18 protein-coding genes are annotated in these 15,134 nt (G+C 60.4%); 12 read left to right on the top strand and 6 right to left on the bottom strand.

Annotation, left to right across the window (positions count from 1 at the left end):
- Positions 1-133 precede the first annotated feature (133 nt).
- The 7 genes from AC1DNW_RS19295 (at position 134) to AC1DNW_RS19325 (ending at position 6,444) form a co-directional block, all read left to right on the top strand.
- Entirely contained in the window at positions 134-325 is a 192-nt protein-coding gene (locus AC1DNW_RS19295; RefSeq protein ID WP_113295716.1) for a twin-arginine translocase TatA/TatE family subunit, read from the top strand.
- 51 nt (positions 326-376) lie between these two features.
- A complete protein-coding gene (tatB, locus tag AC1DNW_RS19300; protein WP_113311596.1) occupies positions 377-988 on the top strand; it encodes a Sec-independent protein translocase protein TatB in 612 nt (203 codons plus the stop codon).
- Positions 985-1,812: a twin-arginine translocase subunit TatC gene (gene tatC / locus AC1DNW_RS19305; protein ID WP_113295714.1), complete on the top strand. Its 828-nt coding sequence runs from the start codon at positions 985-987 to the stop codon at positions 1,810-1,812. Before tatB ends, tatC begins: the two co-directional genes overlap by 4 nt.
- Before the next feature lie 93 nt (positions 1,813-1,905).
- Positions 1,906-3,189, top strand: coding sequence for a serine--tRNA ligase (gene serS / locus AC1DNW_RS19310; RefSeq protein ID WP_113311597.1), 1,284 nt, complete (start codon positions 1,906-1,908; stop codon positions 3,187-3,189).
- 4 nt (positions 3,190-3,193) lie between these two features.
- A complete protein-coding gene (gene surE, locus AC1DNW_RS19315; protein WP_113295712.1) occupies positions 3,194-3,967 on the top strand; it encodes a 5'/3'-nucleotidase SurE in 774 nt (257 codons plus the stop codon).
- Complete coding sequence (locus AC1DNW_RS19320; RefSeq protein WP_477854085.1) at positions 3,964-4,617, top strand: protein-L-isoaspartate(D-aspartate) O-methyltransferase; 654 nt, start codon at positions 3,964-3,966, stop codon at positions 4,615-4,617. The genes surE and AC1DNW_RS19320 overlap by 4 nt, the downstream gene beginning before the upstream one ends.
- Positions 4,618-4,779: 162 nt before the next feature.
- Positions 4,780-6,444: a peptidoglycan DD-metalloendopeptidase family protein gene (locus tag AC1DNW_RS19325; protein WP_477854086.1), complete on the top strand. Its 1,665-nt coding sequence runs from the start codon at positions 4,780-4,782 to the stop codon at positions 6,442-6,444.
- 94 nt (positions 6,445-6,538) lie between these two features.
- On the opposite strand, the gene AC1DNW_RS19330 is transcribed toward AC1DNW_RS19325, so the two are convergent.
- A complete protein-coding gene (locus AC1DNW_RS19330) occupies positions 6,539-7,411 on the bottom strand; it encodes an ATP-binding protein (RefSeq protein WP_113311599.1) in 873 nt (290 codons plus the stop codon).
- Between the two features lie 209 nt (positions 7,412-7,620).
- Between AC1DNW_RS19330 and yajC the strand changes: the two genes are divergently transcribed.
- The 5 genes from yajC to AC1DNW_RS19355 all read left to right on the top strand — a co-directional run bounded on the left by yajC (position 7,621) and on the right by AC1DNW_RS19355 (position 12,310).
- The gene (gene yajC, locus AC1DNW_RS19335) at positions 7,621-7,968 is read left to right on the top strand and encodes a preprotein translocase subunit YajC (RefSeq protein WP_113295708.1); all 348 of its coding nucleotides are present in this window, start codon (positions 7,621-7,623) and stop codon (positions 7,966-7,968) included.
- A gap of 43 nt (positions 7,969-8,011) precedes the next feature.
- The gene (gene secDF / locus AC1DNW_RS19340) at positions 8,012-10,531 is read left to right on the top strand and encodes a protein translocase subunit SecDF (protein WP_477854087.1); all 2,520 of its coding nucleotides are present in this window, start codon (positions 8,012-8,014) and stop codon (positions 10,529-10,531) included.
- Positions 10,532-10,535: 4 nt separating this feature from the next.
- Positions 10,536-10,922, top strand: coding sequence for an Mth938-like domain-containing protein (locus AC1DNW_RS19345; RefSeq protein WP_113311601.1), 387 nt, complete (start codon positions 10,536-10,538; stop codon positions 10,920-10,922).
- A 2-nt stretch (positions 10,923-10,924) separates the two neighbouring features.
- Positions 10,925-11,773: a phytoene/squalene synthase family protein gene (locus tag AC1DNW_RS19350; protein WP_113311602.1), complete on the top strand. Its 849-nt coding sequence runs from the start codon at positions 10,925-10,927 to the stop codon at positions 11,771-11,773.
- Positions 11,774-11,842: 69 nt separating this feature from the next.
- On the top strand, positions 11,843-12,310 hold the full coding sequence (locus AC1DNW_RS19355) for a hypothetical protein (RefSeq protein WP_113311603.1): 468 nt from the start codon (positions 11,843-11,845) through the stop codon (positions 12,308-12,310).
- On the opposite strand, the gene trmFO is transcribed toward AC1DNW_RS19355, so the two are convergent.
- The 5 genes from trmFO to AC1DNW_RS19380 form a co-directional block, all read right to left on the bottom strand.
- Positions 12,307-13,746: a methylenetetrahydrofolate--tRNA-(uracil(54)-C(5))-methyltransferase (FADH(2)-oxidizing) TrmFO gene (trmFO, locus tag AC1DNW_RS19360; protein ID WP_477854088.1), complete on the bottom strand. Its 1,440-nt coding sequence runs from the start codon at positions 13,744-13,746 to the stop codon at positions 12,307-12,309. The two genes, AC1DNW_RS19355 and trmFO, sit on opposite strands and share 4 nt — an antisense overlap.
- A gap of 73 nt (positions 13,747-13,819) precedes the next feature.
- The gene (locus AC1DNW_RS19365) at positions 13,820-14,221 is read right to left on the bottom strand and encodes a DUF2934 domain-containing protein (protein WP_477835679.1); all 402 of its coding nucleotides are present in this window, start codon (positions 14,219-14,221) and stop codon (positions 13,820-13,822) included.
- Positions 14,139-14,378 carry a hypothetical protein gene (locus tag AC1DNW_RS19370; protein WP_113311605.1) on the bottom strand — a complete coding sequence of 80 codons (240 nt, stop codon included), beginning with the start codon at positions 14,376-14,378 and terminating at the stop codon, positions 14,139-14,141. Before AC1DNW_RS19370 ends, AC1DNW_RS19365 begins: the two co-directional genes overlap by 83 nt.
- A gap of 126 nt (positions 14,379-14,504) precedes the next feature.
- Positions 14,505-14,648, bottom strand: coding sequence for a DUF1127 domain-containing protein (locus AC1DNW_RS19375; RefSeq protein WP_113295701.1), 144 nt, complete (start codon positions 14,646-14,648; stop codon positions 14,505-14,507).
- Positions 14,649-14,941: 293 nt separating this feature from the next.
- Positions 14,942-15,088 carry a YjiS-like domain-containing protein gene (locus AC1DNW_RS19380; protein WP_113295700.1) on the bottom strand — a complete coding sequence of 49 codons (147 nt, stop codon included), beginning with the start codon at positions 15,086-15,088 and terminating at the stop codon, positions 14,942-14,944.
- Positions 15,089-15,134: the final 46 nt, after the last annotated feature.

Genomic DNA, 15,134 nt, shown 5'->3' on the forward strand with positions numbered 1-15,134 from the left:
GACTTTTCGATGGATGAATGACTTGTCACAAAGGCCGATACCGTGACATTAAGCTCAATCCAGAAGGATTGATGTTGGAAACCGTATCGGAAATTCTTACATCGAAGGAACATCGCAACAGGGAGTATGCGTAATGGGTTCTTTTAGCATGTGGCACTGGCTTATCGTTCTGGCCATCGTGCTGTTGTTGTTCGGTCGCGGCAAGATCCCGGAACTGATGGGCGACGTCGCCAAGGGCATCAAGAGCTTCAAGAAGGGCATGACCGACGAGGACGCGCCGGAGACGGGCAAGACCGTTGATCACAAGGCCGACGAAACGAAGTAATCACCTACGGGAAAGGGCGCAGCCCCCGCGCCGCCCGTTCAGGAGCCTTGCATGTTCGATATTGGCTGGACCGAGCTTTTGGTTATCGCGGTCGTTTTGATCGTGGTCGTCGGTCCCAAGGATTTGCCGCCGATGCTGCGCGCTTTCGGCAAGATGACTGCACGTGCCCGCAAGGTCGCGGGCGAATTTCGTGCCCAGTTCGACGAAGCGCTGCGCGAAGCCGAGCTTGACGACGTGCGCCGCACGATCAGTGACGCCCAGAGTCTGAACCCGGTCAACAGCCTGCGCGAGGCGATGAACCCGCTGCGCCAGATGGGCAACGAGATCAAGGCCGACCTGCAGAATTCGACGAAAGTCGATACGCCGGTAGAGCAGGGCGGTGGGAACAAGACGGAAGTGCCTCCTGCGGACGTGTCTGTGCCGGTGCCTTCGATGAGCTTGCCGGAGACACCACCGATCGTTCCCGCGCCTCAGCCTGTTGCGACGGTTGCCGTGACCGAAAAGCCAAAGGCCGTACGCAAGCCGCGCGTGAAGGCGGCAGACAAGGCTGCCGAGGTCGCACTGGTTGCCGCCCCGGTTGAAAAGCCGAAGCGCGCTGCGGCAACGAAGAAGCCGACCGAAGTCAAGACGCCGGCCGTAAGAAAAAAGAAGGATGAGGCATGAGCGGTGAAACAGAAGACAAGCCGCAGCCGTTGATTGAACACCTCATGGAGCTGCGCAAGCGGCTCATCTGGTCGATTGCGGCATTTTTCATTGCCTTCATCGTGTGCTTCGTTTTCGCCAAGCATATCTTCAACTACCTCGTCTTCCCCTACAAGCTTGCTGTCAGCTGGGCTCATCTCGATGTCGAGAAGGCGCAGCTCATCTATACGGCACCGCAGGAATTCTTCTTCACGCAGGTCAAGGTTGCCATGTTCGGCGGYCTGGTGATCGCTTTCCCGATCATTGCAGCGCAGATCTACAAGTTCGTCGCTCCCGGCCTCTACAAGAACGAACGCCAGGCCTTCCTGCCGTTCCTTGTCGCTTCGCCGATCCTGTTCCTCATGGGCGGCGCGCTGGTCTATTTCTTCTTCACGCCAATGGTCATGTGGTTCTTCCTGTCGATGCAGCAGGCACCGGGCCATGACGAGGTGGCGATCTCGCTCCTGCCGAAGGTTTCGGAATATCTGAGCCTCATCATGACGCTGGTCTTCTCCTTCGGCCTCGTCTTCCAGCTTCCGGTCATCACCACGCTTCTTGCCCGCGTCGGGCTTCTTACGTCGCAATGGCTCTCCGAAAAGCGCAAGTTCGCGATCGTGCTGGCCTTCGTCGTGGCCGCGGTCCTGACGCCGCCCGATCCCATGTCCCAGATCGGCCTTGCGCTGCCGACGATCCTTCTCTACGAGATTTCCATCTACGCGGCACGACTCGTGGAGCGTCAGCGTTCCAAGCAGGCGGTTGAAGAGGCCTCCGAATCCTCCGATGTCGCCAAGACGGACAGCGTCTGAGCGCATCAGGACATTTCTCTGAGTTCTGCCGTTTCCCATCCGGTCGGGGTTTCCTCCGACCGGTTCATTCTGTTGAAACGATCTGGAACGACGATGCTCGATATCAAATGGATCCGTGAGAATCCCGAGGCTCTCGATGCTGCCCTTGCAAAGCGCAGTGCGGAACCTCTGTCGCAATCTCTGATCGCCCTTGACGAAAAGCGCCGCTCCGCCGTGCAGAAGGCGCAGGATCTGCTCGCCCGCCGCAATGCCGCCTCCAAGGAGATCGGTGCTGCCATGGCGCAGAAGAACACCGAGCTTGCCGAAAAGCTGAAGGCCGAAGTCGCCGACATCAAGGTGACGCTGCCGGCAGCCGAAGAGGAAGAGCGCACGCTCTCCGCCGAACTCGCCGATCAGCTGTCACGCATCCCGAACGTGCCGCTCGACGAGGTGCCGGTCGGCAAGGACGAACACGACAATGTCGTGACCCGTACCGTCGGCGAGAGGCCGCGCTGGAACCATAAGCCGAAAGAGCATTTCGAAATCGGCGAAGCCCTCGGCTATATGGATTTCGAGCGCGCCGCCAAGCTCTCCGGCTCGCGCTTCACGGTTTTGACCGGTCCGCTCGCCAGACTGGAGCGTGCGCTCGGCCAGTTCATGATCGATCTCCACACGACCGAGCATGGCTACACCGAAGTTTCCTCGCCGTTGATGGTGCGCAACGAGGCACTGTTCGGCACCGGTAATCTGCCGAAGTTCGAAGAGGATCTCTTCAAGACGACGGATGGCCGCTACCTCATTCCGACTGCGGAAGTGACGCTGACCAACCTGGTTCGCGAGGAAATCCTCGATCAGGAAAAGCTGCCGCTGCGCTTCACTGCGCTCACGCCGTCCTTCCGTTCGGAGGCAGGCTCTGCCGGCCGGGATACGCGCGGCATGCTGCGCCAGCATCAATTCTGGAAGTGCGAGCTGGTCTCGATCACCGACGCTGAAAGCTCGCTCGCCGAGCATGAGCGCATGACGGCCTGTGCGGAAGAGGTGCTGAAGCGCCTCGGCCTGCATTTCCGCACCATGACGCTGTGCACCGGTGATATGGGCTTCGGCTCGCGCAAGACTTACGACCTCGAAGTCTGGCTGCCGGGACAGAACGCGTTTCGCGAAATCTCGTCCTGCTCGGTCTGCGGCGATTTTCAGGCGCGTCGCATGAACGCCCGCTACCGCGGCAAGGACGACAAGGCGACAAAGTTCGTCCACACGCTGAACGGCTCCGGAACGGCGGTCGGCCGTTGCCTGATCGCGGTTCTCGAAAATTATCTGAACGAGGATGGTTCGGTCACGATTCCGGACGTTTTGCAGCCCTATATGGGCGGCCTGACGAAGATCGAACGGGCGGCCTGAGATAATGCGCATCCTGCTGACGAATGACGACGGTATCCATGCCGAGGGCCTGGGTGCGCTGGAACGGATTGCAAGGACGCTTTCGGACGACGTCTGGATCGTCGCTCCCGAAACCGACCAGAGCGGCCTTGCGCATTCGCTCAGCCTTTCGGAGCCGCTGAGGCTCCGGAAGATCTCCGACAAGCACTACGCGCTGCGCGGCACGCCGACCGATTGCGTCATCATGGGCATCAAGCAGGTGCTGGACATCAAGCCGGACCTGGTACTGTCAGGCGTCAATTCCGGCTCCAACGTCGCCGACGACGTAACCTATTCCGGCACGATCGCCGGCGCCATCGAGGGCACGATGCAGGGCGTGCGCTCCTTCGCCCTCAGCCAGGCCTATGTCTATGATGACGGCGCGCGCATCCTGCCCTGGGAGGTCTGCGAAGCGCATGCGCCAGCGCTGCTCGAAAAGTTGATGACGGTMGATCTGCCCGAGGGCACCTTCCTGAATCTCAACTTCCCGAACTGTCGTCCTGATGAAGTCGAGGGCGTGGAGGTGACGGCGCAGGGCAAGCTTGCCTTCAACCTGCAGGTCGATGCGCGCACCGATGGCCGCGGCTTTCCCTATTACTGGCTGAAATTCGGCGAACGTGCCGGCGCCTTCACCGAGGGTAGCGATATTCACGCGCTGAAGCATAATAAGATTTCGGTAACACCTTTGAAACTGGATCTGACCGATTATTCCGTGACGGACCGCGTGGCGCGGGCCCTCGGACATGGAGTAAAGGGGTGACGGCGAAACTGGCCGAGAAGGAAGGCTTTGCAGCGCTGGTCCTCAGATTGCGCGCAGAAGGCATTTCCGACATCGATTTGCTGACCGCAGTCGAGCAGACACCGCGCTCGCTCTTCGTGCCGCCGCAGTTCGTCGAGAATGCCTATTCCAGCCGCACCATTCCGATTGATTGCGGTTCCTTTCTCGAAGGCGTCGATTTTGCCGTCCGCCTTCTGCATCATCTGAAAGTCCGCCCCGGCCAGCGCGTACTCGAAATCGGCACAGGCAGCGGCTTCACCGCGGCGGTCATCGGTCGTATTGCCGAACGCGTGCTGACAGTCGATCGCTATAAGACGCTGACGCTTTCGGCGCAGCGCCGCGTGGAAACTTTAAGCCTGCGCAACATCATCATCCGTCAGGCCGATGGCAGCGCCGGCATGCAGGGCGAGGGCACCTTCGATCGCATCCTGGTCACCGCTGCCTTTAGTTCCATGCCGCGCTTCTATTCCGATCAGCTCGTTTCCGGCGGCTCCATGATCGCGCCGCTGATCATCTCCGAAAATGAATGCAGGATGGTTCGCCTGACTAAAACCGGCAGCCKCTTTGAGCGGGAAGAGCTCTTCGACGCTCCCTACCTGCCGATCATTCCCCGGCTCGCTTCTCAGCTTTAACCGGCATCTGGCTCAAGGGCCGGCGGGCTATGATTTTTCGCCCGCAAACTATGGTTATCAAGTTCTCAAAAATATAGCACTGATTCCAGCATCTTAACCGCGTGGTAATACTAACGCGCTTTAATAGATTCACAAATGGTTGCGTTCTAAGTGGGTCGAGTCATGCGTTTCAGTCTTTCGCCGAAGTTTGGGAAGTCGGCTGGTAACCTCCTGGTCGTCGCCTTGCTGGCGAGTGCAGCAACAGGCTGCAGCTCCGATGTGACACGGTTCGGTAGTCTGTTTTCCTCCTCAGGGCAGGATCAGATGACGACAAATTCCATCCCCCGCAGAGGTTTCAATGGCGCACAGGGTGATCCGGTGCCGCGCGCGGATCTCGGCGGCTCAGCCATCCAGCCGGCCTATGCCGGGAACAATCAGGGCCAGCCGGGGTATGGCGCGAATAACCAGGGCCGGCCGGTGTATGCCTCCAACAATCAGGGCATGAGTCAGCCTTATCCGGGCCGTCCGAGCTATGAGCCGGTCGGCTCCAGCGCGCGGATGGCATCCACACCGGTTTCCGTTCAGCGTTCCGATCTCTCACCGCCAAGCGCAGGCTCAGTTTCCCCGCGTCAGCGGGAGAGGGACGTCGCTCTCGCCCAGCCGTTCCCGTCCGCTCCGAAGCCTGACCGTATTTCACCGGCCGCGGCAGCTCTGAAGGTTGCGCCCGATACGCTGACTACAGGCACGACACCGAAGGTCTCCGGCTGGTCCGGCGCAAATGCGCCCTCCGTCACGCTACGTCCCGGTGAGAACATCGCCGTGCTTTCCCGTCGCTACGGCGTTCCGGAAAAGGAAATCCTGCGCGTCAACAATCTGAAGACGGCATCTGCCGCCCAGCCCGGCCAGGCGATCCTCATCCCGACCTTTAATGGTGGCAACAATGCCGCCAAGGCCGCAGCCCAGTCCGCTGACCTTTCCAAACCGGGCGATCTGCCGCAGCCGACGAAGGGCCAGGAACAGAAAGTGGCTGTTGTTCCGGGCGCCAATTCCGCTCGCGACAAGACCGTCGCAAGCGCGGACCCGACAGGCAAGCTTCCCGCCGGCGCCGGCAAGGATCCGAAGGGTGCTGTCGGTACCTACACGGTCAAGCAGGGTGACTCTCTTGCCAAGATCGCCAGGGCGACAGGTGCCAACGTTGACGACATCAAGGCCGCCAACAATCTGTCGGCAAGCTCGATCCGCATCGGCCAGGAGCTGAAGATCCCGAATGGCGGGGCTTCCGCCGATACGATCAAGACTGCCTCCATTCCGGCGCAGAAGGTCGATCAGGTAAAGCCCGCCCAGTCGGCAAGCGCACCGGTCCAGACCGCCTCCGCGCAGCCGGCGCCCTATAAGGCTCCTGCCGCCACGCAGACGGTCGATGACGTCGAGAAAAAATCCGATGTCAGCGCTGCGGCTCCTGAAGCCACCGGCATCGGCAAGTATCGCTGGCCGGTTCGCGGCCAGGTGATCGCGGCCTATGGCGCCAATGTCAACGGCAGCCGCAATGACGGCATCGACATCTCGGTTCCGCAGGGCACGCCGATCAAGGCCGCCGAAAATGGCGTCGTCATCTATGCCGGCAACGGCCTGAAAGAGCTCGGCAATACGGTTCTTGTCCGTCACGATGACGGCACCGTCACCGTCTACGGCAACGCCGATACGCTGAGCGTCGCCCGCGGTCAGAAGATCCAGCGTGGCCAGACGGTTGCCGTGTCGGGTATGAGCGGCGACGTGAAGCAGCCGCAGGTCCACTTCGAAGTCCGCAAGGACGCCTCCCCGGTCAACCCGATGACATTTCTTGAATAGCGATATTTCTGAGTAGGTAGAGCGTCTCAGGAAAATGCAAAAGCCCGGTCATCAGCCGGGCTTTTGTCGTTTCGAGGCGCGTCGCGCAAAATGCTCAGATGCGGTCGAGATGGACGCGCATGCGGCCCGCCAGATCCTGGATATACTGCCATGCGACGCGRCCGGAGCGGGCACCGCGCGTKGTAGCCCATTCCAGCGCTTCGGCATGCATCTTCTCGCGATCGAGGCCGAGCTCGAAGTGGTCGGCATAACCATCGATCATCGTCAGATAGTCTTGCTGGCTGCACTTGTGGAAGCCGAGCCACAGGCCGAAACGGTCGGAGAGCGAGACCTTCTCCTCGACGGCTTCGGACGGATTGATCGCCGTCGACTGCTCATTCTCCATCATGTGACGCGGCAGCAGGTGACGCCGGTTGGAGGTGGCATAGAACAGCACATTGTCCGGACGCCCTTCCACACCACCGTCGAGCGCCGCCTTCAGCGACTTGTAGGCGGTATCGTCGTGGTCGAAGGAAAGATCGTCGCAAAAAACGATGACGCGGTGCGGCGTATCCTTGAGCAGATCGAGAAGTGCCGGCAGGCTGGAAATATCCTCGCGATGCACCTCGACGAGCTTCAGCGATACGCCGCTTTCGCGGCGCACATCTTCATGCACGGCCTTGACCAGCGAGGACTTGCCCATGCCGCGCGCTCCCCAGAGCAGCACGTTGTTGGCGGCATAGCCGTCCGCAAAACGCACGGTGTTTTCGTGCAGGATATCGCGCACGTGATCGACGCCACGAATAAGCGTCAGCGCCACCCGGTTAGGGCGCTGAACGGGCTGGAGGTGCTGGCGGGCAGGGGACCAGACGAAGCAGTCGGCCGCGTTCCAGTCGTTGACGGCAGGCGCCGGTCCCGCTAGCCGCTCGACCGCGTCCGCAAGCCTCTTCAGCTCCTGAAGCAGAACACTATTGATTTCCTCGGCCATCGGGTGCCTCCTTCATAGATTGCAGCGATAATCCGCTTTCGCTTTTTTGATGCCGGGTAGCATGGCCTTTCCACAGCGGAAAGGTTATGAGGCAGCGGAATCGGTACGCTTTCCGGCTGTTTTTGTTGCATTCATCAAGGCTGCAACTATAGTCCGGCGACTTGAAAAGAGAGGCGGGCTTCCGCCGCCCATAGCCTGAGGAGCTTAGCATGTTTATCACCCCGGCATTTGCCCAGAGCGCAACTGACGCCACGAGCGCTTTTGGCGGTTCAGGCCTCGAAATGATCATCCTGTTCGTGCCGCTGATGGTGGTCTGGTATTTCCTGCTCATCCGCCCGCAGCGCGCGCAGGCCAAGAAGCGCGAGGAAACCCTGAAGGCGATCCGTCGCGGCGACCAGATCGTCACCGGCGGCGGCCTCGTCGGCAAAGTCACCAAGGTTATCGACGAGAAGGAAGTCGAAGTCGAAATCGCTGAAGGCGTGCGCGTCCGCATCGTCCGCACCGGCATTTCCGAAATCCGCGTTAAGGGTGAGCCGGTCAAGGCCGACGCAGCATAACATGCAATAGCAAACGCCGCCGGATCGGAAGATAGTCGAGAGAATGCTCCATTTTTCCCGCTTGAAAACACTTCTGATCTGGTTGGTTGCGATTGCCGCCGTCGTCGTCGCTGCTCCCAATCTTCTCAGCCCGGCGCAGCTTTCCTCCCTGCCGGGCTGGGTCCGGCAGGACCGCGTTACCCTCGGTCTCGATCTTCAGGGTGGCTCGCATATCGTCCTTCGCCTCGAACGCTCCGACATCATCAAGGATCGGCTCGAGGCAACCGTCGCCGGCGTGCGGGACAAACTCCGCGGTGCCGGCATCCGTTATACAGGTCTGGCCGGCAACGGGCAGACGGTCACGGTCAAGGTTGCCGATACGGCTCAGCTCCCGGCCGCAGCGGACCTCCTGCAACTGCTGACTTCAGCCGACGTCTCGCTCCAGAAAAGCGATGATGGCCAGTTGACGCTGCAGATTTCCGACAAGGCGATCGATGCCGATACGGTTGCAGCACAGACCCGCTCGCTCGATATCGTCGCCCGCCGTATCGCCGGCTTCGGCAAGGAGAACTTCACTGTCCGCCCCGATCGCGATGACCGTATCGCCGTGCAGGTGTTGGGCTCCGTCGATGCCGAGCGGTTGAAGAACCTGCTGAACGAGCCCGCCGCACTCTCCTTCCACCTGATCKATGAGAGCATGACCGGCCAGCAAGCGCTTGCCGGACGCTGGCCCGCGACATCGCAGATACTCTACTCACTGGATGATCCGCCGATCCCCTATCTGGTCGATCGCGGCGTGATTGCGATAGGCGCAGATTTTGCCGAAGTCGATACAAAGACAGATCCGCAGACGCAGGATAGTGCGGTCGTCTACCGGCTGAATGCCGATGCTGCTCAACGCCTTGCGCAGGCAACGACGGCCAATGTCGGAAAACATCTCGCCATCGTCTTCGACGATCAGGTGATGGCAAATCCGGTTATTGAAACGCCGATCACGGACGGACGTGGCGAGATATCAGCCAATTTCTCCGAAGAAGGCGTTGAGGATCTGGCCATCATGCTTCGGGCGGGCGCGCTGCCGGCGACGCTGACATCGGTTGAAGAGCGCACCGTCAGCCCGGTTTTCGGCTCCGAATCCGTTTTCTCCGGTCTAGCTGCCGGCATTGTCGCAGTGGTGCTTGTCGCAGCGCTGATGATCGCGCTCTACCGCATCCTCGGCATCATCGCCGTCGTTTCACTGTTCTTCAATCTGGTGCTGATCGTTGCGGTCTTAAGCGTTGCCGGTGCGACCCTTACACTTCCGGGCATTGCCGGCCTTGTGCTGATCGTCGGCATGGCGGTGGATTCCAACGTGCTGATCTACGAGCGCATTCGTGAAGAGGAGAGGGTACCGCATTCCACCTTCGCCCAGGCGGTTGAGCGCGGCTTCTCGCGCGCCTTCGCCACTATCGTCGATGCCAATGTCACGATCTTCATCGCCGCCGTCATCCTGTTCTTCGTCGGCAGCGAATCCATCCGCGGCTTTGCCGTGACGCTGGCCGTCGGCATCCTGACAACGATCTTGACGGCTTTCACGCTGACGCGTGGCTTCGTGGCCGCCTGGCTTGCAAGACGCCAGCCGCGCCATCTGCCGAAGAGCGCGCTGACCGGCCTGTTCGAGCACGCCAATATCCGTTTCATGGGTATCCGCCGCTATGTCTTCACGGGGTCGGCCGTACTTTGCATCGCCGCCATGCTCGCCTTCGCCTCGGTTGGCCTGCATCTCGGCATCGATTTCACCGGCGGTTCGCTGGTCGAGGTCAAGGCGAAGCAGGGCAATGCCGATATTGCCGATCTGAGCGCCCGTCTCAATGAGCTGAACCTCGGACCGGTGCGCGTCGAGCGGATCGGCAATGCCACCAACGCCCTGATCCGGGTCGGCTCTCAGGACGGCGGCGAAAACGCCGAGCAATCGGTCGCGACATTCATTCGTGGCGAACTGGCCGAGGATTACGATTTTCGCCGCGTCGAGGTGGTCGGGCCGGCTGTTTCGGGCGAGCTGACGATGCTGGCGACGATCGGCATCCTTGCCTCGCTGTTTGCCATCCTGGTCTATATCTGGATCCGCTTCGAATGGCAGTTTGCGGTTGGTGCGATCGTTGCGACGCTGCACGACGTCATCATCATGCTCGGCCTCTTCGTGCTGACGGGCATGGAATTCAATCTGACAAGCGTGGCCGCACTTCTGACTGTMGTCGGTTATTCGCTGAACGATACCGTCGTCGTCTACGATCGCATGCGCGAGAACCTGAAGCGCTACAGGAAGATGCCACTGCCGATCCTGATCGATGCGGCGATCAACCAGACGCTGTCGCGCACCATTCTGACGGCTGCCACGACATTGCTGGCGCTCTTCGCGCTCTATATTTTCGGCGGTGCTGTGATCCGCTCCTTCACCTTCACCATGCTCTTCGGCGTTGCGCTTGGAACATTCTCCTCCATCTATATAGCAGCGCCCGTTCTCATCATCTTCCGGCTGCGCCGTGAGACCGGTGGCGAGGACGAGGGCGACATCAGCATGAAATCCGGCAAGCCGGCGGTATAGGTACATGGCAAAAGGCATTGAAATCCGCGACGCCCATTTCCCGGGCCGGGCTCCCATCGACACCTATGGTAATGGCGGCTTCCGCTTTGCGGATATGTCGCATCGCGGCTCCATCCTTTGCCTGCCCTCGGGCATTCATGGCTGGGATATGGATATAACGAAGCCGCTGTCGGTGGAAAACTTCCGCCGCGTGCTCGATGAAGCCGCCGATATCGAAGTGCTGCTCGTCGGCACCGGCACAGAGCTTCGCCGCCTGCCCGCGGAATTGCGTGCCGCCCTCAAGGCACGTGGCATTTCCTCCGATCCGATGAGCACGGGTGCTGCCGTGCGCACCTTCAACATCATGCTTGCCGAACAGCGAGCCGTTGCCGCAGCCCTGATCGCGGTCTGATCATGGCAGACGTGAAGACGAGCGAGGATATCAGCCTGGCGATGCTGCGCGACACCGATCGCGACCGCTACCTCGCCTGCCTGCTATCGCCCGAAGACAAGCGCGGTGCGCTTGCTGCCCTCTATGCCTTCAATGCCGAGCTTGCCCGCATCCGCGATCTCGTGCACGAACCGCTGCCCGGAGAAATCCGCATGCAGTATTGGCGCGACCTTCTGGAGGGCAATGCGCACGGTTCGATAGAAGCCAATCCGCTGGCGGCTGCACTTCTTTCGGCCGTCGAGACGCACCGGCTTCCGCGCCAGACGCTCGTCAACATGATTGAGGCCCGGATCTTCGACCTCTACGACGACCCGATGGAAAGCCGCACCTCGCTGGAAGGCTATGCAGGTGAAACCGCCTCGGCGCTGATCCAGCTTGCAGGCCTCGTCCTCTCGCCCGAGGAAGCGATGAAATCCGCCGATGCTGCCGGTCATGCMGGTGTGGCGCAGTCGATATCAGGCATGCTGCTGCTGATGCCGCTCCATCAGCGCCGCGGCCAGATCTATATCCCGCTTGAAATTCTCTCGGCGACAGGCCTCGACCGGGAAACCTTCCTGGCCGGTGCGGACAAACCGCGCATTGCAGCAGCGATCGAGGCCTTTGCCGGGCTCGGGCGCGATCATCTTGCCAAGGCACGGGCTTCCGTACTGTCGCCGGTTATCGTGCCGGCCTTCTTGCCGGTCGCACTTGCCGAACCTGTGCTGATCAAGGCGCAGAAGCGCGGTGCAGCCATTCTGGAAGGCTCGCTACAGCAGCCGCAATGGCGCCGTCAGATGCGCATGGCACTTGCCGGAATACGCAAGAAAATCTGACAACGGTCAAACTCGCGCAAGTCTCGTGCGTTATGTCGGGCATAACCCCATTTTAAACGGAGAAACCGCGTGGGCATTATCGTCTGGTGCGTTCTTTTCGCCATCGTCATCTTCATCGCCTACGTGGCGACGCGCATGGCTGCGCAGAACAAGGAAGATGGCCTGCACGACACGGGCCTTGCCATCATCGAATTCGGCCGCGCATTCCCCAATGAGGCAATCCGCCAGCTTCAGGCGACAGTCGATGGGCAGGCCGTCTTCGTGCGTCTGCATGATAACAAGGCGGGCTTCATGCGTAACATGTCGCGCCATTTCGCCTGCCATCTGATCGAGCCGGGCACGGTGCGTGTTCTGGCTTCTGAAACGGGCAGAGGGCTGAGCATCGAATTTGCCAGCGCGTCCCATCACAACGGCACCTACGAGTTCGCTTCTGCCAAGGAAGCGTCAGAAGTGTCGCTCTGGCTGCTTGGCAACTATGTTGCCGAGCAGGATAAGGAACTGCCTGTGCCGAATAGCTCGGCGGTGAACGGCCACTAATCTCRGGMGCTTTCGGCGAGTTCGACATCCTGTCCAAGCCAGGCGGCGCAATCCGAAAGCGCCCGCTTGGCGATCAGCTGACGCTTCATGATCGTCTTATCCTTGCCCCGGAAGCGCTTGACGCCTTCAGGCTTGACGATCGAACCCGGCTGAAGCTCAGGAAATAGCCCGAAATTGATATTCATTGGCTGGAAGGAGCGTTTACCCGGCTCCTCATCGGTGACGATATGGCCGCCGGTGATGTGGCCGAGCAGCGAGCCGAGCGCCGTTGTTACCGGAGGAAGGGAAACCGCCTCTCCCTTGCGTTCGGCAGCGGCAAAGCGGCCGGCGAGCAGCCCGACGCTTGCGCTTTCCACATAACCCTCGCAGCCGGTGATCTGACCGGCAAAGCGCAGGCCCGGGCGCGACTTCAGCGTCAGCGACGGGTCGAGCAGGGTGGGCGAGTTGATGTAGGTGTTGCGATGCAAACCGCCGAGCCGGGCGAATTCGGCATTCTCAAGCCCTGGGATCATGCGGATGATATCGGCCTGGGCGCCATATTTCAGCTTCGTCTGGAAGCCGACCATGTTGTAGAGCGTGCCGAGCGCATTGTCCTGGCGAAGCTGCACGACGGCATAGGCTTTCACGGTCGGGTTATGCGCATTGGTCAGGCCCATCGGCTTCATCGGCCCATGACGCAGCGTCTCACGCCCGCGCTCGGCCATGACCTCGATCGGCAGGCACCCGTCGAAATAGGGCGTGCCTTCCCACTCCTTGAAGCCGACCGTATCGCCGGCGATCAGCGCGTCAACGAAAGCGTTGTATTGCTCTTCAGTCATCGGGCAATTGATATAGTCCTTGCCCGTACCGCCGGGACCGACCTTGTCGTAGCGGGACTGATACCAGCAGATATCCATGTCGATGCTGTCGCGATAGACGATCGGCGCGATCGCATCGAAGAAGGCGAGAGCGTCCGCACCGGTTTCGGCCTGTATGGCGCTCGCAAGCGAGGGGGCAGTCAGGGGGCCGGTGGCGATAACCGCCAGATCCCATTCCTTCGGCGGCAGGCCGGAGATCTCCTCGCGCACGACCGTGATCAGCGGATTGTCGTGGATCGCCTTGGTCACGGCATCCGAGAAGCCATCGCGGTCGACGGCCAGTGCGCCACCTGCCGGCACCTGATGTTTGTCGGCCGACGCCATGATCAGTGAGCCAGCCATGCGCATTTCCGCATGGATGACGCCGACGGCGTTGCTGGTGGCATCGTCAGAGCGGAAGGAGTTGGAGCAGACGAGCTCGGCAAGTCCATCGGTCTTGTGTGCGTCCGTGCCGCGCACGCCACGCATTTCATGCAGGATGACAGGCACGCCGGCACTAGCGATCTGCCATGCAGCTTCGGAGCCGGCGAGCCCGCCGCCGATGACGTGGATAGGGGAATATGAGGAGTTCTGGGTCATTGACGGCTGATATCACGCCGGCAGATGTGATCCAACTGCAGAATCGAAGCGGCCCTTCACCCGTGCTAGATTACTAGCTCTGCTCTCTTGTTCCTGGCGATGCCTCGCGCTGGTCGGCATCTTCGAGATCGGTATCGACAATATAAACGTCGCCATGTTCCCGCACCGCCTCGCGTTGTGCCGCAAGGTTCGGAAGATTGTCGGAGGTCGTTTCTTCCGTATGTTCGTTGAAAGTGTCGATTTCACCCTTTGCGGATTGAGTGCTCCTACGCCTGGCACTCAAGGCCTGGGAGGTTTGCTCCGCAATTTCGCGCCGACGCGCGTCGGCCGTCGGGCTGTCTTCTGCCCGCGCATCATCCGTTGCTTTTTCGAGAATAGTTCCAGCCACGATGTCACCTCCAGAAACGGTTCGTCTCGACGGATTGGCGGCCGAGCAGGTAGCCGATGCTGAAAGCGAGCAGGCCGATACCGACAACCACGGAGCTTGCGGTATGAGGATGATTGGCAGCACCCGTTGCAACGGCCTGCACCTCGCGCCTGACTACGGAGGCTGTATTCGAAGCGGCCTTGCGAATGCCCTCGGGCTTGTTCGTCGGCTGGCCGGTGAAACCGGCGTTGAGTTCGTTTGTCATGGGATGGTCTCCTTTCGTGAAGGAGAACTGCCGGAAGGCTGTTGGGTTCCGACAAAGGCGTCAGCAAAGCCCGAAAACGAAAACGGCGCCCGATGGCGCCGTCTTGGATAATAGTCTGCTCGCTATTTAGCGGAACGAGCGGGATGCGATGTTGCGGATGTCGTAACGGCTGACGCCGATATCGGACAGGGTCTGGTTGGACAGGTTGCCCAGTTCGTTGAGCGTGCGGCGGTAGCTAATCCAGCTCTTTGCAATGCGGATCGGGTTCATGGTCTTTTCCTCGGATGTCTTGCGCGAGCGGCGGGATCGCCGTCTCTGCGGTTGATATCTATATAGTGGAGGTCCCTGATATTGTGCAGTGCAAATAAAAGGCGGCTGCTATGCAATTGTGCACTCTTATGCCTGCTAATTATGCAGCGCGCGATTTTTGAGCGGGCCGAGAATTAATACTTCCGCAACTTTTGCGGCAGCCTGACCAGCCGGCAAAAAGAAAACGCCCGCTGCGGAGGCAGCAGGCGTTTTGGGAAGGCAATCTGCTTGGGAGGAGCAGCGATTACCCGTACTTAGCGGGCGGAAGCTTCGCGAGCAACGCGATGGATGTCCGAACGGTCGATGCCGAGGTCATGCAATTCGCGGTTGGTCATGCGGCCAAGTTCCGTAATCGTCTGACGATACTTGCGCCAGTTATTGAAAGAGCGAGAGAAGTTCATGTTAATCCCCTTTCCTAGGGCTTGATCCTGCCAGCAGCCTGTCTTC

The organism is Rhizobium sp. 05L429 (assembly GCF_056397645.1).